The 19400-nt window shown below is 72.4% G+C and carries 19 protein-coding genes and 1 pseudogene; 12 read left to right on the top strand and 8 right to left on the bottom strand.

The genetic code is table 11. From position 1 onward, the window contains the following. The first annotated feature begins 129 nt into the window (after positions 1-129). Together OHT74_RS06250 and OHT74_RS06255 are read left to right on the top strand one after the other, a co-directional pair. Positions 130-798 carry an O-methyltransferase gene (locus OHT74_RS06250; protein ID WP_328619634.1) on the top strand — a complete coding sequence of 223 codons (669 nt, stop codon included), beginning with the start codon at positions 130-132 and terminating at the stop codon, positions 796-798. Positions 799-852: 54 nt separating this feature from the next. Next, the gene (locus OHT74_RS06255; protein ID WP_328619635.1) at positions 853-1317 is read left to right on the top strand and encodes a type II toxin-antitoxin system PemK/MazF family toxin; all 465 of its coding nucleotides are present in this window, start codon (positions 853-855) and stop codon (positions 1315-1317) included. 21 nt (positions 1318-1338) lie between these two features. Here the strand turns inward: OHT74_RS06255 and OHT74_RS06260 are convergent, their stop codons facing one another. Together OHT74_RS06260 and OHT74_RS06265 are read right to left on the bottom strand one after the other, a co-directional pair. Next, positions 1339-1656 carry a hypothetical protein gene (locus OHT74_RS06260; protein WP_328619636.1) on the bottom strand — a complete coding sequence of 106 codons (318 nt, stop codon included), beginning with the start codon at positions 1654-1656 and terminating at the stop codon, positions 1339-1341. 186 nt (positions 1657-1842) lie between these two features. Next, positions 1843-2685, bottom strand: coding sequence for a TIGR02452 family protein (locus tag OHT74_RS06265; protein ID WP_328619637.1), 843 nt, complete (start codon positions 2683-2685; stop codon positions 1843-1845). Positions 2686-2815: 130 nt separating this feature from the next. Between OHT74_RS06265 and egtA the strand changes: the two genes are divergently transcribed. The 4 genes from egtA to egtD are packed head-to-tail and all read left to right on the top strand — an operon-like array spanning position 2816 to position 7408. Beyond that, positions 2816-4144, top strand: coding sequence for an ergothioneine biosynthesis glutamate--cysteine ligase EgtA (gene egtA / locus OHT74_RS06270; protein WP_328619638.1), 1329 nt, complete (start codon positions 2816-2818; stop codon positions 4142-4144). Next, the gene (gene egtB, locus OHT74_RS06275; RefSeq protein WP_328619639.1) at positions 4141-5547 is read left to right on the top strand and encodes an ergothioneine biosynthesis protein EgtB; all 1407 of its coding nucleotides are present in this window, start codon (positions 4141-4143) and stop codon (positions 5545-5547) included. The genes egtA and egtB overlap by 4 nt, the downstream gene beginning before the upstream one ends. Next, positions 5547-6377 (top strand): ergothioneine biosynthesis protein EgtC, encoded by an 831-nt coding sequence (egtC, locus tag OHT74_RS06280; protein ID WP_266661457.1) that lies wholly within the window; start codon positions 5547-5549, stop codon positions 6375-6377. Before egtB ends, egtC begins: the two co-directional genes overlap by 1 nt. Next, a complete protein-coding gene (gene egtD, locus OHT74_RS06285; protein WP_266661459.1) occupies positions 6374-7408 on the top strand; it encodes an L-histidine N(alpha)-methyltransferase in 1035 nt (344 codons plus the stop codon). The genes egtC and egtD overlap by 4 nt, the downstream gene beginning before the upstream one ends. Before the next feature lie 239 nt (positions 7409-7647). On the opposite strand, the pseudogene OHT74_RS06290 reads toward egtD, so the two are convergent. From OHT74_RS06290 to OHT74_RS06300, 3 genes and pseudogenes are all read right to left on the bottom strand, one after another. Further along, positions 7648-8175, bottom strand: a pseudogene (locus OHT74_RS06290) (lysophospholipid acyltransferase family protein); the annotation flags it as partial. Further along, the gene (locus OHT74_RS06295; protein WP_266661461.1) at positions 8172-9029 is read right to left on the bottom strand and encodes a GNAT family N-acetyltransferase; all 858 of its coding nucleotides are present in this window, start codon (positions 9027-9029) and stop codon (positions 8172-8174) included. The pseudogene OHT74_RS06290 and the gene OHT74_RS06295, both read right to left, overlap by 4 nt. 135 nt (positions 9030-9164) lie before the next feature. Beyond that, entirely contained in the window at positions 9165-10427 is a 1263-nt protein-coding gene (locus OHT74_RS06300) for an extracellular solute-binding protein (protein WP_328619640.1), read from the bottom strand. Between the two features lie 176 nt (positions 10428-10603). Here OHT74_RS06300 and OHT74_RS06305 point away from each other — a divergent pair, with 176 nt between their 5' ends. Then, the gene (locus OHT74_RS06305; RefSeq protein ID WP_266661466.1) at positions 10604-10819 is read left to right on the top strand and encodes a dodecin; all 216 of its coding nucleotides are present in this window, start codon (positions 10604-10606) and stop codon (positions 10817-10819) included. Between the two features lie 454 nt (positions 10820-11273). After that, positions 11274-13322, top strand: a complete 2049-nt coding sequence (locus tag OHT74_RS06310) for a calcium-binding protein (protein ID WP_328619641.1) — start codon at positions 11274-11276, stop codon at positions 13320-13322. Positions 13323-13426: 104 nt separating this feature from the next. Here OHT74_RS06310 and OHT74_RS06315 read toward each other — a convergent pair whose 3' ends face one another. Next, entirely contained in the window at positions 13427-14020 is a 594-nt protein-coding gene (locus OHT74_RS06315) for an MBL fold metallo-hydrolase (protein ID WP_266661470.1), read from the bottom strand. A gap of 141 nt (positions 14021-14161) precedes the next feature. Here OHT74_RS06315 and OHT74_RS06320 point away from each other — a divergent pair, with 141 nt between their 5' ends. Both OHT74_RS06320 and OHT74_RS06325 read left to right on the top strand, forming a co-directional pair. After that, positions 14162-15070 (top strand): GlxA family transcriptional regulator, encoded by a 909-nt coding sequence (locus OHT74_RS06320; RefSeq protein ID WP_328623264.1) that lies wholly within the window; start codon positions 14162-14164, stop codon positions 15068-15070. 161 nt (positions 15071-15231) lie between these two features. Further along, positions 15232-15999, top strand: coding sequence for a PIG-L deacetylase family protein (locus OHT74_RS06325; RefSeq protein WP_266661472.1), 768 nt, complete (start codon positions 15232-15234; stop codon positions 15997-15999). Positions 16000-16092: 93 nt separating this feature from the next. On the opposite strand, the gene OHT74_RS06330 is transcribed toward OHT74_RS06325, so the two are convergent. Further along, entirely contained in the window at positions 16093-16650 is a 558-nt protein-coding gene (locus tag OHT74_RS06330) for a pyridoxamine 5'-phosphate oxidase family protein (protein ID WP_266998504.1), read from the bottom strand. A 140-nt stretch (positions 16651-16790) separates the two neighbouring features. Beyond that, on the bottom strand, positions 16791-17396 hold the full coding sequence (locus OHT74_RS06335; RefSeq protein WP_328619642.1) for a TetR/AcrR family transcriptional regulator: 606 nt from the start codon (positions 17394-17396) through the stop codon (positions 16791-16793). 157 nt (positions 17397-17553) lie between these two features. Here OHT74_RS06335 and OHT74_RS06340 point away from each other — a divergent pair, with 157 nt between their 5' ends. Both OHT74_RS06340 and OHT74_RS06345 read left to right on the top strand, forming a co-directional pair. Further along, on the top strand, positions 17554-18708 hold the full coding sequence (locus OHT74_RS06340; RefSeq protein ID WP_328619643.1) for an FAD-dependent oxidoreductase: 1155 nt from the start codon (positions 17554-17556) through the stop codon (positions 18706-18708). Between the two features lie 102 nt (positions 18709-18810). After that, positions 18811-19377 carry a DinB family protein gene (locus OHT74_RS06345; protein WP_266998501.1) on the top strand — a complete coding sequence of 189 codons (567 nt, stop codon included), beginning with the start codon at positions 18811-18813 and terminating at the stop codon, positions 19375-19377. Positions 19378-19400 lie beyond the last annotated feature (23 nt).

Genomic DNA, 19400 nt, shown 5'->3' on the forward strand with positions numbered 1-19400 from the left:
CCACCCCACCCCACCCCACCCCGCCCCCACTCCCTCAACAACCCGTTGAAAGATCCCCGATCTCGTGTACGTTTCCTTTGGGAACCAACTCGCAACGAGAGCGAAAAGCAAACGAGAGCGGGAGCACTCATGGCTCAGCATCAGCAGACGTGGACCGCCGTCGACGACTACTTCGGCGGGCTGCTCGTCGAAGAGGACGAGGCATTGGCCGCGGCGAACGTCGACTCCGATGCCGCGGGGCTGCCCGCGCACCAAGTGGCTCCGAATCAGGGGAAGCTGCTCAATCTCCTCGCCCGCATCCACGGCGCCCGCACCATCCTCGAGATCGGCACGCTCGGCGGCTACAGCACCATCTGGCTGGCCCGGGCCCTGCCCGCCGGCGGGCGGCTCGTCACGCTCGAGGTCGACGAGCACTGCGCCGACGTCGCCGCCGCGAACATCGCCCGGGCCGGGCTGGAGGAGGTCGTCGACATCCGGCGCGGCCGGGCCATCGACCTGCTGCCCGAGCTCAAGGGCCAGGCCCCGTTCGACCTCGTCTTCATCGACGCCGACAAGCCGTCCAACCCGGAGTACCTGAAGTGGGCCCTCGAGCTCACCCGCCCCGGGAGCATCATCGTCGGCGACAACGTCGTCCGCGACGGCGCCGTCGTCGATCCCGACAGCACCGACCCGCGTGTCCAGGGCGTCCGCCGGTTCACCGAACTCATCGCCGAGCACCCGAGGTTGACCGCCACCGCCCTCCAGACCGTCGGCAGCAAGGGCTACGACGGCCTCGTCCTGGCCCTGGTCACCGACTGACCGACTGACCGGCGCTGCCGCGCCGCGGGGGCACGAACCAGTAACCTCACCCGAATGACGGCACTTTCCCACCACAGCTCCGACCCCATCGAGCAGCCCGGCCGCGGCGGGGCCACCGCCACCACCGAGGCCGATCCGCATGCCATCGGGCCGGTGCGCACCGAGTACGCGCCCGACAAGGACGGCGATCCGGACCCCGGCGAAATCGTCTGGACCTGGGTCCCCTACGAGGAGAACGACGGCCGCGGCAAGGACCGCCCGGTGCTGGTCGTCGCCCGGGAGGCGGGCGGGCGGACGCTGCTCGCCGTACAGCTGTCCAGCAAGCAGCACGACAACGACCGGGAGTGGGTGCCGATCGGGACCGGGCCGTGGGACAACGCCGGGCGGGAGTCCTGGGTCGACGTGGACCGGGTGCTGCGCGTGCACGAGGCGGGCATGCGGCGCGAGGCGTGCGCCCTGGACCGGGGCCGCTTCCAGCTGGTCGTGAACCGGCTCCGCGAGCGCTACGGCTGGCGGTAGCCGGCCGGGCGTGGCCGCAGATCAGCCGCCGAGGCCGGCCAGCCCGGTCTCGGCGTAGTGCGGCCAGGCGCCGGCCTGCGCAGCGGGCAGGGCGACCCAGTCCTTGAAGGGGCGCCCCGCCCCGGAGGGGTCGAAGAGTTCGACGCCGGGCAGGGACAGGGCCTCGGTGTGTGCCGGGGTGCCCACCCCGAGTTTCACGGCGAGGGCATCGCCGTTGAGGCAGGCGAAGACCTTCCCGTGGGCCTTGAGGGCGCGCGCGCCGAACATGGCGCCCACGGTGACGCCGCGCGGCGCGAGGTCGGCGGCGATGTGGTCGAACAGCGCATCCGGGTCGGTCACACGACGAGTATGGCGGGCCTCACCGACATCAGCCCGGCACGACCGGCACGACCCGGCCCGGCGTCCGCCCGACCCGGCAGGCCCGGCACGACCTGGCCCGACAGGACCAGGCAGGACCCGACCCGGCCCGACCCGGCCCTCCCCCGCCACCCCCTCGGCCCCGCCGCCCCTGAACCGGCACCGCCGCTACCCCCCGAACCCCGCGAAAGCCCGCTCGAACGCCTCCCGGGGCCCCGGATTGCGGTCCAGAACCCCGAACACCACCCGTTCGAAGACCCCCGCGAAGCGCCCCGCCAGCAGTGCCCGGAAGGCCTCCGCGACCTCCGTGGGGTCGTTCTGGAACACCCCGCACCCCCAGGCCCCCAGCACCAGCCGCGGGTAGCCGTGCAGTGTCGCCGTCTCCAGGACGCGCTCCGCGCGCCGGGCCAGTGCCGCCGGGATTTCGGCGGCGCGCTCCGGTTCCTGGCGGCGGATGGTGCCCGCGTTCGGTGCCGGGGAAGTGAGGAAGCCCGCCCGGAAGGGGGTGTCCAGCAGTTCGCCCCGGTCGTCGCGGAAGACGGGCACCCCGGGCGAGTGAATCACCCGGTCGGTGTAGAAGGTGCTGCGCCCCGCGCGGTGGATCTCGTAGTACTCCGGGGCCTCCAGCAGGGTCTCGTACAGGGCCGAGGCGCGGCACAGCGCCTCCTCCTGGGCCTTGGCCCCGCGGACGTAGCCGCCCCCGGGATTGCGGGCCGAGGCGAAGTTCAGGACGGCCACCGCAGCCCCGGAGACCGGCGCCGGACCGTCCGCGGCGAGCCTACGGGCTGCGACCGTGCTGCTCTCCCCCGTGACCTCGACAGCCGTTTCACAGCGCCCAGCGGGGAGGTTTTCGTCTGGAATGACCCGGTTTGGCCCATATATCCTGGTTCCGGCCCGGGCTTCCGCCAGGGCGGCGGCGAGGGAGACCTGCCGCCCCGACCGCGTCCGGTATCCACCGGCCGCCACGATGATTGCGTTCTCCCGCGCGATCTCGCGCAATCTGCTGCTCACGTCGCCATCATCGGCAGTGCGGTTCACCCGCGGCCAGAGATTTTTCCGCGCGGTGGCCCGTTTCCACCTTTCAGGTCGACAAGGACGGGTAGGCATGGTCAAGTCACAACACTGGACAGGAGACCCGTCCATGCCTCTGGACTCACCTGCACCACCCACCCCTCAGACACCGGGTGCCTCAGCCGCGCTGAGCGAGACCGCCGCCGAGGATCTGATCCACGGCATCTGTTTCAAGACCGGCCCGCCCCGCACCCTCGGCGCCGAGCTCGAATGGCTCGTACTGGACGCGGAGCGGCCTGGTCGAATACTTCCGCCCGAGCGGCTCAGCGCCGCGCACGATGCGGCCCGCGCCCTGCCCCTGAATTCCCGGCTCAGCATCGAGCCCGGCGGTCAGCTCGAGCTCAGCTCGGCTCCCGCCCCCTCCCTCTCCGGCTGCCTGGACGGCCTGCAGGCCGATCTCGCGGCCGTACGGTCCGCCCTGAGATCCCAGGGCCTGGTCCTGCACGGGAGCGGCCGCGATCCGCGTCTGCCACTGCGCCGGCTGCTGTCCAGCCCGCGCTACGACGCGATGGAGGTCCACTTCGACCGCACCGGCCCGGCCGGCCGCGCCATGATGTGCTCCTCCGCCTCCGTGCAGGTCTGCGTGGACGCGGGGTACGAGGAACCGGGCCCCCTCGGCTACGGCCGGCGCTGGCGGCTGGCCCATCTGCTGGGCGCCGTGTTCGTGGCGGCCTTCGCCAACTCCCCCGCGCACGAAGGCCCGTACGCCGGCTGGCGGTGCTCCCGCCAGGGGATCTGGAGCGACATCGACGCCCGGCGGGCGCTCGCCCCGCCGCCGGACGCCGAACCGCGGGCCGGGTGGACCCGGCACGCGCTGGACACCGAGGTGATGTGCGTACGGTCGCACGACGGTGGCCCCTGGGCGGCCCCCCGCGGGCTGACCTTCCGCGACTGGCTCCGGGCCGGCGACGGCGCCGACGGCACCCGGGGCCCGGACGGCCTACGGGCGCCCACCGCCGAGGACCTGGAGTACCACCTGACCACGCTGTTCCCACCGGTGCGCCCGCGCGGCCACCTCGAGTTCCGGATGATCGACGCCCAGCCCGGCGACGACGGCTGGCTGGTCCCGGTGGCGGTCGTGCACGCGCTGTTCGACGACCCGGAGGCCGCCGAGAGCGCGTACCGGGTGGCGAAGGCGCTTGCCGACACGCACGGGTCGCGGCCCGCACCGCGCAACCCGCTGTGGCAGTCCGCCGCACGGCACGGCCTGGCCGGTCCGGAGCTGCGCACGGCCGCGGCCGCCTGTTTCCGGGCCGCCGCCGAGGCGCTGCCGCGGCTCGGCGCGAGCCGGCACGTCCAGGACGTGGTCGGCGCCTTCACGGAACGCTTCGTACTCCGCGGCCGCTCCCCGGCCGACGACGGATTCCTGCAGCTCACCGGGACGGGGGCCCGCTCATGACCGCATCACCTTCCGCCGGTTCCGCGGACCGGACGCACACGGATCCGCTACCCGGGGACCCGACGCACGCCAACCCGACGCACACGGACCCGACGCCCGCGGACCGTTCCCCCGCAGACCTGCGCGGGCGCGCTTTCGCGGCCCTGACCGCCGCCCGCGCCCGTACGGCGCTCCTCACCGACGCGGTGAGCGACCGGGACCTCACCGAACAGCACTCCCCGCTGATGTCCCCGCTGGTGTGGGACCTGGCGCACATCGGGAACCAGGAGGAGCTCTGGCTGCTGCGCAACGTGGCCGGGCACGAGTCCCTGCACCCGGAGATCGACCCGCTCTACGACGCCTTCCGGCATCCGCGCTCCGAGCGGCCGAACCTGCCCCTGCTGGGGCCGGCGGAGGCCCGGCGCTACACGGCCGAGGTGCGCGGCCGGGTCTTCGACCTGCTGGAGCGCACTGCACTGGAGGGCTCCGCGCTGCTGGACGACGGTTTCGCCTTCGGGATGATCGCCCAGCACGAACAGCAGCACGACGAGACCATGCTGATCACCCATCAACTGCGCCGGGGCGGGCCGGTGCTCACCGCCCCGGATCCGGATCCGCCGCAGGGCGCAGCCCCGCCCGCACCCGAAGTCCTGGTGCCCGGCGGCCCGTTCACGATGGGCACGTCGGCCGAGCCGTGGTCGCTGGACAACGAGCGGCCCGCGCACACCCGGGACACCGGGCCGTTCTGGATCGACACGGTGCCGGTGACCAACGCCGCGTACCAGGCGTTCATCGCGGACGGCGGCTACCGGGACGAGCGCTGGTGGGCCGCCGAAGGCTGGGAGCAGATACGCCGGCACGGGATCGAGGCACCGCTGTTCTGGCGCCGGGAGGCCGGGCAGTGGCTGCGCCGCCGGTTCGGCGTGACCGAGCCGGTGCCCGCCGACGAGCCCGTGCTGCACGTCAGCTGGTACGAGGCGGACGCGTACGCCCGCTGGGCGGGTCGGCGGCTGCCCACGGAGGCGGAGTGGGAGAAGGCCGCCCGGCACGACCCGGCCACGGGCCGCTCCACCCGCTACCCCTGGGGCGACGAGGACCCGACCCCCTCGCACGCCAACCTCGGCCAGCGCCATCTGCGTCCCGCCCCGGCGGGCAGCTACCCGGCCGGGGCGTCCCCGCTCGGCGTGCGCCAGCTGATCGGGGACGTGTGGGAGTGGACGTCCTCCGATTTCCTGCCGTACCCGGGGTTCCGGGCCTTCCCGTACCGCGAGTACTCGGAGGTGTTCTTCGGACCGGAGCACAAGGTGCTGCGCGGCGGCTCGTTCGCCGTGGATCCGGTGGCCTGCCGGGGCACCTTCCGCAACTGGGACCTGCCGGTGCGCCGGCAGATCTTCTCCGGCTTCCGGACCGCGAGGGACGTCTGATGTGCCGGCATATCGCGTTCCTGGGGCCGGAGGTGCCCCTGGCCCGGCTGCTGAGCGAACCGGAGCACTCCCTGGTACGGCAGTCCTGGGAGCCGCGCCGGCAGCGGCACGGCACGGTCAACGCCGACGGCTTCGGCGTCGGCTGGTACGCGGAGGGCGACCCGGTCCCCGCCCGCTACCGGCGGGCCGGGCCGATCTGGGGCGACATGAACTTCGCCGATCTGGTCCGGGTGGTACGGACGCGGGCCGCGCTGGCCGCCGTACGGGACGCCACCGTGTTCGGGGCGGACGGAGAGGCCGCGGCGGCGCCGTTCGCGTCCGGGCCGTGGCTGTTCAGCCACAACGGCGCGGTGCGGGACTGGCCGGACGCGGTGGCGCCGCTCGCGGCGGCCCTGCCGCCCGCGGAACTGCTGTCGCTGGCCGCGGGCACGGACTCGGCGCTGATCTGGGCGCTGGTGCTGCACCGGCTGCGGCGCGGCGACGACCTCGGCACGGCGCTCGCCGAGCCGGTGCGGGAGTTCGCGGCGGCCTCGCCCGACTCCCGGCTGAACCTGCTGCTGACCGACGGCACCGGCATCGCCGCGACGGCCTGGGGCGATTCGCTCTGGTACCTGGCCGACACGGTGCATCCGGCCGATGGGGCACATCCCGCCGGTGCGGCGCGTCCGGCCGACACGGCACCTCCCGCCGACACCGCGGCGCAGCGCATCGTGGTGGCGTCCGAGCCGTACGACGACGACCCCCGCTGGTGCGAAGTACCCGACCGGACCCTGCTGACCACCCATGGCACACGGGTCGTCCTGACCCCGCTGAAGGAGACCTCCCAGTGAGCGACTTCCAGTTGACCCGCACCCTCGACGAGCACTCCGCCGAGACCGCGCTGCGCGCGGACGTCCTGCACGGACTGACGGTGTCCCCCAAGGTGCTGCCGCCCAAGTGGTTCTACGACGCCCGGGGCAGTGAACTGTTCGAGGAGATAACCCGGCTGCCGGAGTACTATCCGACGCGCGCCGAGCGGGAGATCCTGCTGGCACGGGCCGGGGAGATCGCCTCGGCGAGCGGGGCGCGCACGCTGGTGGAGCTGGGCTCCGGCTCCTCGGAGAAGACCCGGCACCTGATCGAGGCGATGCCCGCGCTGGACACGTACATCCCGGTGGACGTGAGCGGGAGCGCCCTGGAGGGGGCGGCCGAGACGCTGCTCGCGGAGCACCCGGGCCTGCATGTGCACGCCCTGGTGGCCGACTTCACGAAGCCGCTGCAACTGCCGCCGGCTCCCGGCCCGCGGCTGGTGGTGTTCCTCGGCGGCACGATCGGCAATCTGCTGCCGCCGGAGCGCGCCGCGTTCCTGGCCTCCGTACGGGCGATGCTGTCGCCCGGGGACGCCCTGCTGATGGGGACGGACCTGGTGAAGGACGAGGCCGTCCTGGTGGCCGCGTACGACGACGCGCAAGGGGTGACGGCCGAGTTCAACAAGAACGTCCTTGCCGTCGTCAACCGGGAGTTGGGCGCGGATTTCCACACCGACGACTTCGCGCACGTCGCGGTGTGGAATCGGGAGCACGAGTGGATAGAGATGCGGCTGCGGGCCCGGTCCGAACTGGTGGTGAAGGTCCGGGCGCTGGATCTGGTGGTGCCGTTCGCGGCGGGTGAGGAGATCCTGACGGAGGTCTCCGCGAAGTTCCGTCAGGAGGGCGTACGGAAGGAACTCGCCGAGGCGGGGCTGGAGTTGACACAGTGGTGGACGGACGCCGAGGGCCGCTTCGCGCTGTCCCTGGCGGTGGCCGACGGCGCGCCCGGCTGGGCCGGCACCCCTGCGAGCAGTGAGGAGGCTGGGACGGAGTCGGAGGCGAGCGCCGCCTGAGCCGCTGCCGCGAGCTCCCGCCGGTCCGTGTGACGGCCCGGCGGGATCCGCGGCAGCAGCCGGACCTCGGCCCGCACCCCGCGGGCCCGGGCGATCCGCCACAGGGAGGCGGTCAGCGGATCGTCCCCGACGAAGGCGGGCGCCGCGGCGAGGCTGCCGTCCGGCAGCCGGTACGCGAGCTGGACGGGCTGTACGGGCACCCGGGCGTCCAGCGCGGACTGGAAGGCGGCCCGCCGGAACGGGCCCTGGGCGCGCCCGCACCAGGTGCTGCCCTCGGGGAAGACGGTGACACGGTCGCCGGCCAGCAGCGCGCGGGTGATGCTCTCGACGGTGTCGGGGAGGGCCCGGATCCGGTCCCGCTCGATGAACAGGGTTCCGTTCTGCCGGGAGAGCGGGCCGAGCACCGGCCAGTCGCGGATGTCGCTCTTGGCCAGCATCCGGCAGGGCAGGGCGGCGGCGACGAGCGGTATGTCCAGCCAGGAGATGTGGTTGGCGACGATCAGGCGGCCGCCGTCCGGGCCGGGACTTCCGTGCACGGTGACCCGTATGCCGAAGGCTTGGAGCAGGGCGGTCGCCCAGGCCCGCACCAGCGCGTGGCGGGGACGGGCGGGGAGCAGCCGGACGGGCGGGGCACCCAGGATCCCGAGCAGGATCAGGGCGACTGCGGCGGTGAGCCGGAGCACCGCGCGGGCAGCGCTCGCACTGTCCCCCTCGTGGCCGGCGCAGGCCTCGGGGGTACAGGGCGAGGTGGGCAGCCAGACGCTCATGCGGCCGGGGCGAGCGAGAGGAAGTGCTTGAGGTAGCGCGGGTTGGTGCGCCGCAGGGAGAGCAGGACGTAGAGGTCGGCGCAGCCGAACTCGGCGTCGAGGGCGGGCTCGCCACAGACCCAGGCGCCCAGGCGCAGGTAGCCGCGGAGCAGCGGGGGCAGCTCCATGCGCGCCGGGAAGGTGATGCCCTCGGGGTTCCAGGGGAGGTGGGGGGTGACCCGGTACTCCTCGGGGGCGAGGTTGCGGGTGAGGACGCTCTCGCGGGTGGCGGCGGCCAGGACCCCGCCGTCGGCGAGCGGTATCGAGCAGCAGCCGGCGAGCCAGTTGTGGCCGGAGCTGTCCATGTAGCGGGCGAGTCCGGCCCAGATCAGGGCGATGACGGCGCCGTTGCGGTGGTCGGGGTGGACGCAGGAGCGGCCGACCTCGACGAGGTCGGGGCGGACCGGGGCGAGGGCGGAGAGGTCGAACTCGCTCTCGGAGTAGAGCCGGCCGGCGACGGCGGCGCGCTCCGGGGGCAGCAGCCGGTAGGTGCCGACGACCTGCTCGGTCTCCTCCTCGACGACGAGGAGGTGGTCGCAGTACGCGTCGAAGGCGTCGGAGTCCAGGCCCGGCTCGGGTCCGTCGAGGCGGGCGCCGAGCTCGCCGGCGAAGACCTGGTGGCGCAGCCGCTGGGCGGCGCGTACCTCGTCCTCGCTGCGGGCCAGGCGGACGGCGTAGTGGGGGGTGGCGGGGAGGGCGGCGGGTGCCGCGGCGGGGGCGGCGGCGGGGGTGACAGCGGCGGGGACGGCCGCGGCCGTGACGGTGGGGGGCACGGTGGGGGGAAGGGTGGACGGGGACAGAGGGGCGATGGTCATGGCGGCTCCTGGTCCGGGCACGGAGGCCAGGCCGGCAGGTGTGGTGGCCTGGCTCCTTTACTTCTTCCGTGACCGGCTGGATTCGACATGACCGCTCAGCGGCACTTGGATGTGCGAACGCTGAACTCGGCGGGCTCAGCGGTCGGCGCCCAGGACCTTGGTGATCGTCTCCGAGGCCGCTTTGGCGGCCTGCCGGGGGTCCTGGCCGGTGAGTACGGCGGTCATGTAGGGCTTGATCGGGTTCTCGGCCTCGACCTGGGCCCAGAGGGCGGACTTCGGGGTGGCCCGGCCCTGGGCGGCTCCGGGCGCCATGCTCGCGGCGCCCTCGTTGCCGTCGACCACGTGCGCGAGGGTGGTCTTGTTCGGTACGTAGCTCATGGTGCGGGCGAGCTCGGTCTGCCAGGTTTCGCTGACCAGCGCGGTGATCACGTCGACGGCTCGGGCCCGCTGCTTCGTCCGTTCGGGGATGATCAGGTCGGAGCCGCCGGTGAAGACGGCGCCGGGCTTGTCGGAGGTCCTGCCGGGGATCGGGAAGAAGCCGAGCCTGCCCTTGAGCGCGGGGTTGGCGGCCTCGATCGCGGCGGCCTGGCCGGGCGGGGCGATGATCTGGGCGACCTGGCCGCGGGCGAAGACCTCGGACTGCGGGGGCGTCTCCTCGTCGGCGTCCTTGGGGCCGTCGCCGAGGGCCTGCAGCTGCTTGTAGAACTCCATGCCGGCCAGGGCCTTCTCGTCGTCGAGGGTGCCGGCCCACTGCCCGCTGGTCTCGACGGCGAGGTCGCCGCCCTCGTCCCAGATGAACCCGGAGAGGACGTACCAGTTCTGCCCGGCCAGGTAGATGCCCTGCTGGTCGCCCTTGTCGAGCTTCTGGGTGGCCTGGATCCAGTCCTGCCGGTTCTTGGGCGGGGTCTTGATCCCGGCGCTCGCGAAGAGGTCCTTGTTGTAGATCACCACGCGGTTGGCGGCGTACCAGGGGATCCCGTACTGCGCCCCGTTGATGCTTCCCGGGTCGGAGAGGCCCTTGAGCCAGTCCTTGTTGCCCCACTCGCGCAGGCCCTCGAGGGTGAGTTCGGACAGGCCGCCGGCCTCGATGTACTGGGCGACCTGGGTGTTGCCGACCTCGATGACGTCGGCGCTCTCGCTGCTCTTGCCGGCGAGCACGGCGTTGACCTTCTCACCGATTCCCGTCCACTCCTGGATCTTGACGTCGAGGTCGACGCCGGGGTGCTCCCTCTCGAAGGAGGCGGTGAACTTCGTGATGAAGTCCTCCGACGCGCTGCCCTTCATCAGCCAGAGCGTCACCTTCTGCGTCCCTTCGGCCGATCCTTCCAGCCCGCTGCAGCCGGTGAGGGCGGTCGCGGCGGCGAGGGCGGTGCACACGGCGAGGAGGCGCATCTTCACGAGGGGGTCACCTTCTGGGGATCGATCTCAGATGGATCTCAGATGGCTTGAAATTGGCATAGACCAATGGGTGGGTCAAGAGCCTTTCGCTCGGGACTGTTCACACAAAGTTCGCGGAGACGGACTTACTGGGGCACCGTAGAACGAGGCACAAGCACCCACCGTCGGGAGACCCCATGTCCAACCACACCTACCGGGTGACCGAAATCGTCGGCACCTCCCCCGAGGGCATCGACCAGGCCATCCACAACGGGATCACCCGGGCGGGCCAGACGCTGCGCAACCTGGACTGGTTCGAGGTCACACAGGTACGGGGCCACATCGAGAACGGCACGGTCGCGCACTACCAGGTAGGCCTGAAGGTCGGCTTCCGCCTGGACGGCGAGGACTGAGCCACAGCCTCCCGGCCCGGGCCGGGCCGGGAGGCGTCGCAGCCTGCCGGCGCGGGCGGCCGCTTCGGTCAGCCCCGAGCTTGGGCAGCAGCGGGTGCGGCGCAAGCCGTTCGGAGCAGCAGGCCGCGGCGGAGCACTCCCTGGTCGCGCTTCGAACCGGGCAGCCGCCGGAACTGCGTCCTGATCGCCGATGGCGGCGGACCGCCTGCCACCACTCCAACGCCGATCCGCGCGGCGCCACCTGATGCCTGACCCCTGCTGACGCGCAGTGTGGGGCACGGGGCAGGCCGCAGGCCGGCACGGGATCCCGATCACCGCCGTGCGCTCCCCCGCGGGGGTGGTTCCCGGGGCCGAGTGGGCGCAGTACGGCACGGCTCGTGGGGACGTGGGCGGGTAGCGGCACGAAGCTGTGCGCTGCTCCCTGCACCCCGCGAGGCCGGAGGTTCGTACGCCCATGACCCACGCACACCTGAGAGCCGCGCAACGGTGGCGGCGCAGGCCGGGCAGGACGACGGGGACGCTGGCCGCCGCGCTCGGCCTGGCGCTCGTACTCGCGCTGCCCGGCGCCGCGCTGGCCGCACCCGGCGATCTGGATCCGGCGTTCGGGGCCGACGGCCGGGTGGTCACTTCCTTCCCCGGGTTCGCGGAGGGCCACGACATCGCGCGGCAGGCCGACGGCAAGCTGGTCGTGGTGGGCCTGAGCGAGGGCGGCTTCGCGCTCGCCCGCTACGACACCAACGGCAGCCTCGACTCCGCCTTCGCCGGAGACGGCACGGTGACCAGCGACTTCGGCGGCGGCAGCCACTCGGCCAACGCGGTGGCGATCCAGCCCTCGGACGGGAAGATCGTCGTGGCGGGCACCACCGAGGTGGTCGCGGAAGAGGGCGGCGGCTGCTGCTTCTTCTCCGTGGCCCGCTACAACACCGACGGCAGTCCGGACACGGGTTTCGGTGACGGCGGCCTGATGCGGGTCGACGAGTTCGGCGGGTCGGCGGACGGCGCGGACGTGGCGGTGCAGCCCGACGGCAAGATCATCGCCGCGGGCAAGGGCGGTGGCGGAGGCTTCGCGCTGGTCCGCCTCGACGCCGGCGGAAACCTGGATCCGAGCCTCGGCGGCGACGGTGCGGTGGTCGCGGGGTTCACGCCCACCTCGCCCCAGGACGTCGGCGGCATTGCCCGCGGCATGGCCCTCCAGCCGGACGGCAAGATCGTCTCGGTCGGGTACGTGGGCAACACCGCCTTCGACATCGGCGTGGCCCGGTACCTGCCCAACGGCAGCCTCGACCCCACCTTCAGCGGTGACGGCATGGTGACCGCGGACTTCGGCGGCACCGAGTTCGGCAACGCCGTGGCGGTGCAGCCGGACGGCAAGGTCGTCGCCGCGGGATCCGGCGGTGTCGGCGTCGCCCTGCTGCGCTACAACGCCGACGGCAGCCCCGACGCCGGCTTCGGTACCGGCGGGCGCACCTCGGTCCACTTCCCCGGCGACGGCGGAGGCGCGAACGCCATGGCGCTCCAGGCGAACGGCAAGATCGTCACCGCGGGGCAGGCCGACGACCCGAACAGCCAGGAGGCCAACGACTTCGGCCTGGCCCGCTTCAACACCAACGGCACGGTGGACACCGGCTTCGGCGGCGACGGCTTCGTGGTCACGGGCTTCCTGGACTGGGACGAGGCCCGCGGGGTGCTCGTACAGCCGGACGGCAACATCGTCGCGGCGGGCTACGGGGCGGGCTACGCCTTCGCCCTCGCCCGCTACCAGGGCGGCGACGGCACACCGCCGCCCCCGCCGCCGAGCGCGGACCTGTCGGTGACGCAGACCGGTACGGCCGCCGTGAGCATCGGCGACCGCGCCTCGTACACGGTGACGGTCTCCAACTCCGCGGCCTCCACCGCCACCGCGACCGGCGTCACGCTGACGGACACGCTCTCCGGAGCCGGTGTGAGCCTCACCTCGGCCGCTCCCTCGCAAGGCACGTGTACGACCACTGCGACCGGGGCCAACTGCGCCCTCGGCTCACTGGCCCCGGGTGCGAGCGCGACGGTCACGGTGACGGCCGAGCCCCGGGCCACCGGCACGGTCACGAACACGGCGAACGTCAGCGCCACCCAGCAGGACCCCGTGACCACCAACAACAGGGCCACCGCCACCACTTCGGTGAACAACTCGCGCGGCTGCACGATCATCGGCACCAGCGGTGCGGACACGCTGAACGGCGGCTTCGGCAACGACGTGATCTGCGCCCTCGGCGGCAACGACACCGTCCGCGCGAGCTACGGCAACGACACCGTCCACGGTGGCTACGGCAACGACGACATCGACGGCGGCTTCGGTGACGACACCCTGAACGGCGGCCCGGGCAACGACACCCTGACCGGCTACTACGGCAACGACCGCCTCACCACCACCGACTCGGTCCCGGGCAACGACACCGCCAACGGCGGAACCGGCACCGACACCTGCACCACCGACCCGGGCGACATCCGTATCAGCTGCCCCTGACCTGCCCGGCCCCTTCTCCGAGAGCCGTCGCCGCCCTCACGGCGACGGCGTCGGCCATCTCCTCGACCATGCCCGGTCCGAGGCGGGCACCCGCTTCGATGCGCCTAACGCGGGGTGGTGTCGTCGCCCTTGAACGGACTGCCGTGGCCGGGAACGATCAGGTCCGCCGCGGCCAGCACCCGCAGTCGGGAGGCGCGCAGTACCTCGCGGTCCGGGGCCACCGGGTCGTCCGCCGGGCCGCTCGCGTGCCACCACAGGTCGCCGGCGAAGGCCACCACGCCCGAGTCCGTGCCCGCCAGCAGCGTGATGTCCTCGTGGCTGTGGCCCGGGGTGCGGATCAGCCGTAGCGACGGGGTGAGTTCGTACCCCTCCGCGTCCCGGTTCGTCCACTGGTCACCCAGGTACTCCACCTTGTGGTCGTGCACCCGGGCACGGCCGAAGAGGCCCACGTTCATGGTGTTGTCCGGATGGTGGTGGCTGAGCACCACGTCGGTGATGTCCTCGGGGCCGAGGCCCAGTTCCGCGAGCGGGACAAGGATGTCGTCGTGGCTCGCGACCATGCCCGGGTCGAAGATCACGTGCCGTCCTGCGTCGTGTACGTAGGAGACGGTCGCGGCCACCCCGGGGCCGGTGGAGCCCACGTAGCCGGTGGTCAGGACCTTGTATGCGGCGCTGCGGCCGAGCGGTGCGTCTGTCATGGCCTCAATCCTGCCGGGGGCGGCGGGAGTTCACGAGTGGCACTGCTGCCTCTCATCGCAGGATTTGTGCCAACCGTGTGCCACACTGCGACCGTGCCGCCTTTCAAGACCGTTGCCGCGTACGTCCCTCCCGGCGTCGGCATGCTCGCCGTCGGCATCGTCACCGAGGTGTTCGGTCCCCACGGAGCGGCGCTGCCCGGTTTCGACTTCGCCCTGTGCGCCGACCGGCCCGGACCGGTGCCCACGGACTGCGGCGTACCGCTCTCCATCGCGCACGGGCTGGACCGGCTCGCGGACGCCGATCTGCTGATCGCCCTGCCCGGGGCCGCATTCCGTACCCCACCCGCCCCCGCGGTACTCGACGCGCTGAGGGCGGCGCACGAGCGCGGAGCCGTGGTCGCGGCCCACTGCGTCGGCACGTTCGCGCTCGCCGCCGCCGGCCTGCTCGACGGCCGGCGGGCGACCACCCACTGGCGGTTCGCCGAACTGCTCGCCGGCCGCCACCCGGACGTCACCGTGGAACCCGACGCGCTCTACATCGACGAAGGGAGCATCGTCACGGGCGCGGGGGCCGCGGCGGGCTTCGACCTGTGCCTCCACCTGCTGAGGCGGGAGCACGGCGCCGCGCTGGCCAACGGGGTCTCCCGGGACATGGTGCTGCCCTCCCACCGCGACGGCGGACAGGCCCAGTACCTGGCCGCGCCCGTCCCCGAGAACGGCCAGGACGAGCGGCTCGCCGAGGTCCTCGGCTGGGCCCGCGAGCACCTCCACGAGCCGCTGCCCGTCACGGAACTGGCCCGCCGCGCGATGATGAGCAAACGCTCCTTCGCCCGCCGCTTCACCGCCGCGACGGGCACCACCCCGCACGCGTGGCTGCGTAGCCTGCGACTGAGCAGGGCGGAGGAACTCCTCGAAACCACCGACCTCCCGGTCGAGGAGATCGCCCGCCAGGTCGGATACGGGAGCGCTGCGGTCCTCCGCGAACAGTTCGTACGCCGCCGGGGAGTCCCGCCCCGCGCCTACCGCCGCGCCTTCACCCGCACGACGTAGGAACGGGGCGCGCACCACGTGCACCACTCCCGGCACTCGCGGGGATGACCCGGTCGGCCACATCGGTGGGCTCGTCGGGTCTCGCCCTGCTCCTCCAGGTGACGCAGAATCACTCCCGATGGTGGCAGTGCGCGTTCCGACTCGCTGGAAGGTGGTTCCTCATGCCGGTGCCGAGCGTCCTGGCGTTCTTCGCGCATCCCGACGACGAGGCCCTGTTCGCAGGCGGCGTCCTCGCCCGGAATGCCGCTGCGGGCGCCCGGACCGCGGTCGTGACCGCGACGTGGACGGCCGGGACCGGGCGTGCCGCCGAACTTGCCGATGCCGTCGAGATCCTCGGTGCCGGTGCGCCCCGACTGCTCGGCTACGCCGACGCCCGTGTCCCGTCCTCGGCCCCGGGCCGGCCACGGTTCTGCGAGGCCCCGCTGGACGAGGCGGTGGGCGCCGTGGTGGCCCAGATCAGGGAGTTCCGGCCGCAGGTCGTCATCACCAACGACGCCTACGGGGGCCTGACGGGGCATCCGGACCACATGCACGCCCACAGGATCGCGGTCCTCGCCGTCCACGCGGCCGGCCTCGGCCGGTTGTACCCGGCTGCCGGAGATCCCTGGCACCCGGCGGCCCTCCACCTCGCCACCCACCCCCGCTCAGCCGCCCAGGCCCTCGGCGGATACCTCCTCCGACCGGGTACGGCGGTGGACAGCGCGTACTGCGTCCCGGACGAGATGGTCACGGCCGTCGACGTCAGCCCTTGGGTCGAGCAGAAGCTGGCCGCCATCGCAGCCCACCGCAGCGAGGTGGACCGAGGAGCCGCCCCGGGCCGCATCGCCGCCCTTGCACCCGAGGTCCGGCGGCGCGTCATGGGCACGGAGTGGTACATCCGCCACGGCCTCGCCCCCGAGACGGGGCCGGAGCCGCTGCTGATGCACTGATGCACTGATGCACTGATGACGCGGCGCTACGGGGCCGGCTCCGGGTTCCGCCCAGCCCAAAGGCCCACCCTCAGCTCCGTGGGACCCTGCTGCTCAGAACGCCCATCGCGTGTGGCTGTAGACCCCGTTGTCCCGACCGAAGCCGTACGCCGTGGTCGGGGCCACCGCGAACACCACCGCGTCCCCCTTCCTGAACGCATCGCCGATCCCGTGGAAGGTGCCCTCGGCCGAGGTGATGTGTGCTCCGTACTTCGCCTCGTACGCCGCGATCACCTCCTCCAGCACCGCCGGATCGGCGACCGGCTCAGCCGCGCCCTCGACCACGAGGTCGAGCCCTGCGGTGAGCGAGTTTCCCCCGGTGGTCAGCGCACAGTGCCCGTCATGAGCGAGGTTCTTCGCCTTCTGCTCCCCCGCACCGGTCGAGAAGTACAGCACCCCGTCGTGCCAGGTGGCGATTACGGGCGTGACGTGCAGCCGGCCGTCGGGTCGCACCGTGGAAACCCAGAAGATCTCGGCTGCCTCCAACTGCCGCTGCGCCTCGGCCCATTCGGTCGCGGTGACGTCCGCGGCACCCGGGCGGGGGTTGAGCGCGGAGCTGTAGCGGGCGTCGAGCTCGGCCGTGGGTTGTTTCGCAGGTCCCTGTGCTGGCATGTCGGACCTCCTTCCTGTCCCCATAACGACCAGCCGTCCACCCGGAAACCATCACCACACCCGTTTGCGCCCGTCTGACGGCCGATGCATTGGTCAACAGTCCGGGAAGACGCCATCCGCGCGGCCGAGGAGGTCGTGCCTCAGGTTCCGGGACTGACGCCGTTCCAACCCCGTTCGAGGAGGTCGAAGGCGCGCGCCACCCTTTCGCGGCCGTCGGCGCGTCCGTGGGCAGTGCGGGGTGCTTCCAGGACGAAGTGGGCGAGCGCCGCGCAGTGCGGGTCGTCGGCGGGAGCTCCGGCCGCCTCGGCGATGGCGTGTGCGAGCGCGGTTTCGTGGCGCAGCCACATGCTCTGGGCGTAGTCGCGCAAGGCCGGGGTGCTCTCCACGAGTTCGACGAAGGCGGCGAAGTCCGCGTCGTCGTCCCGGGCTCCGACCCGGTGGCGCAGCGCGTGCTCGCGCAGGGCCGCGGGGACCGACTGACCCTGGGGCCTGTCGCGTACGGCGGCCAGCAGCCGCTCTTCCTGGTCGGCGTCCTCGTCGAAGACGAGTGCCTCTTTCACGGGGAAGTGCTTGAAGAGGGTGGTGGTGGACACGTCTGCCGCGTCGGCGATGTCGCGGATGCCGACTTGGTCGTAGCCGCGTTCGAGGAACAGGCGCAGAGCGGCATCGGCCAGGGACTGCCGGGTGGCGGCCTTCTTGCGCTCGCGGCGCCCCGGCGGCATGTGGTTCGCGGTCTTCTCGCTCATACCTCGACCCTACACCCTTAGGTTAAGCAGCTTCAAAAGTTGTGTTGTTGCACTTTTGGATCGAGCGTGCTCTTCTGGAACGGCTCGGCCGCGTGGCACTGCCCGGCCGCAGCGTTCCCTTCTCCTGCCTGCCGAGCCTCCGGAACGGAGCACCACCATGACCAACTCCAGCGCGCCCCGCATCGCGATCATCGGCGCCGGACCCGGCGGCCTGACCTGCGCCCGGATCCTCCAACAGCACGGCATCGCCGCCACCGTCCACGAACGGGACGCCTCCCGCTCCGCCCGCGGCCAGGGCGGCACCCTCGACATGCACCCCGACTCGGGCCAGGACGCCCTGCGCCAAGCCGGACTGCTGGAAGGCTTCCTGGCACTGGCCCGCCCCGAAGGCCGGCAGATGCGCCTGGTCGGCCGCGACGGCAGCGTCCTGTTCGACGCCGTACCGCCCGAGGCCGGCACCGAAGACGGCAATCCGGAAATCGACCGCGGTCAGCTCCGCGACCTCCTGCTGGACTCACTCGATCCCGGCACCGTGCACTGGGGCCACAAGCTCGCGCACGTCGAACCCCTCACCGCAAGCACCCACCACCGCCTGCACTTCGCCGACGGCACCACCACCGAGGCCGACCTCGTCATCGGAGCCGACGGCGCCTGGTCGCAGGTCCGCCGCCTGCTCTCCGATGCAACGCCGGTCTACACCGGCGTCACCTTCGTCGAAACCGGCCTCGACCAAGCCGACACCCGCCACCCCGCACTCGCCTCCCTCACCGGCGACGGCACCATGATGGCCCTCGACGACAACCGGGGCTTCGTCGCCCAGCGCAACAGCCACCAGCACATCCGTGTCTACATCGGCATGCGCACCGACGAGAACTGGTACCGGAAGGCCGGCGTCGACCTGGCCGCCGAAGGCGCCGTCCGTGAAGCGCTGCTCGAGGAGTTCACCGGCTGGAGCCGCGACCTGCTCGGCTTCATCACCGCCACCGACACCGGGTACGTCAACAGGCCTCTGTACGCCCTGCCCGTCCCGCACGCCTGGCGGCGCACCCCCGGCCTCACCCTCCTCGGCGACGCCGCCCATCTCATGTCGCCGTTCTCCGGGATGGGCGCCAACCTCGCCATGCTCGACGGCGCCGACCTCGCCCGAGCCCTCATCGACAACACCGCCGTCGACGACGCCGTCCGCGCCTACGAGAACCTTCTGCTGCCCCGCTCCAGGGAAGCAGCCGAAGGCGCCGCCGAGGGAATCGACAGCGCCTTCGCGCCCGACAGTGCCGCCCAAGTCCTCGCCCACATGTCCCAGAACCACTGACAGCCGGCACGGGACCGGCAGTTTCGGCACGGGCCGGCTCTGCGGTTGATGCCTGTCCGGGAGCAGGAAGTCGGTAGCGGACTCGGGCCGCCTGAGACGATCATGCACAGCATGAGCGAACAACCCGCGCGATGGACCCAGGCCACCGTCTACCCCGACATGTGGGCCGACCCGGACGACGACCTCCGCAACAACGAGGACAGTCCGGAGGGCGAGCTTGCGACGCTGTTGGACTTCCTGACGAACTACCGCATGACCCTGCGGATGAAGTGCGAGGGTCTGGAGGCGGAGCAGCTGGCCCGCCGGTCGATTCCGCCCTCGACGATGTCGCTGCTCGGCCTGCTCCGGCACCTCGCCGAGGTGGAACGGGACTGGCGCAACTGGATCACCGACGGCGACCCGCTGCCGAAGCTGTACGGCGCGAAGGACGCGGACTTCCACGGCGCGGTCGCCGACCAGGCCGTTGTCGACGCCGCGTACGCCGATCTGGAGCGCGAGCAGGCCGCGACCGACGCCGCGCTGGCCGAGCACCCGGACCTGAGCGCACGTGTGGGCAAGGACGGGATCGCAATTCGGGAGCTGATGGTGCACCGGATCGACGAGTACGCCCGTCACTCCGGGCACGCCGACCTGTTGCGCGAGTGCATCGACGGAAGGGTGGGCCAGTAACGGGTCCGGGGTTCTCGACCGGC

The organism is Streptomyces sp. NBC_00354, from assembly GCF_036106915.1.
Classification (GTDB): domain Bacteria; phylum Actinomycetota; class Actinomycetes; order Streptomycetales; family Streptomycetaceae; genus Streptomyces.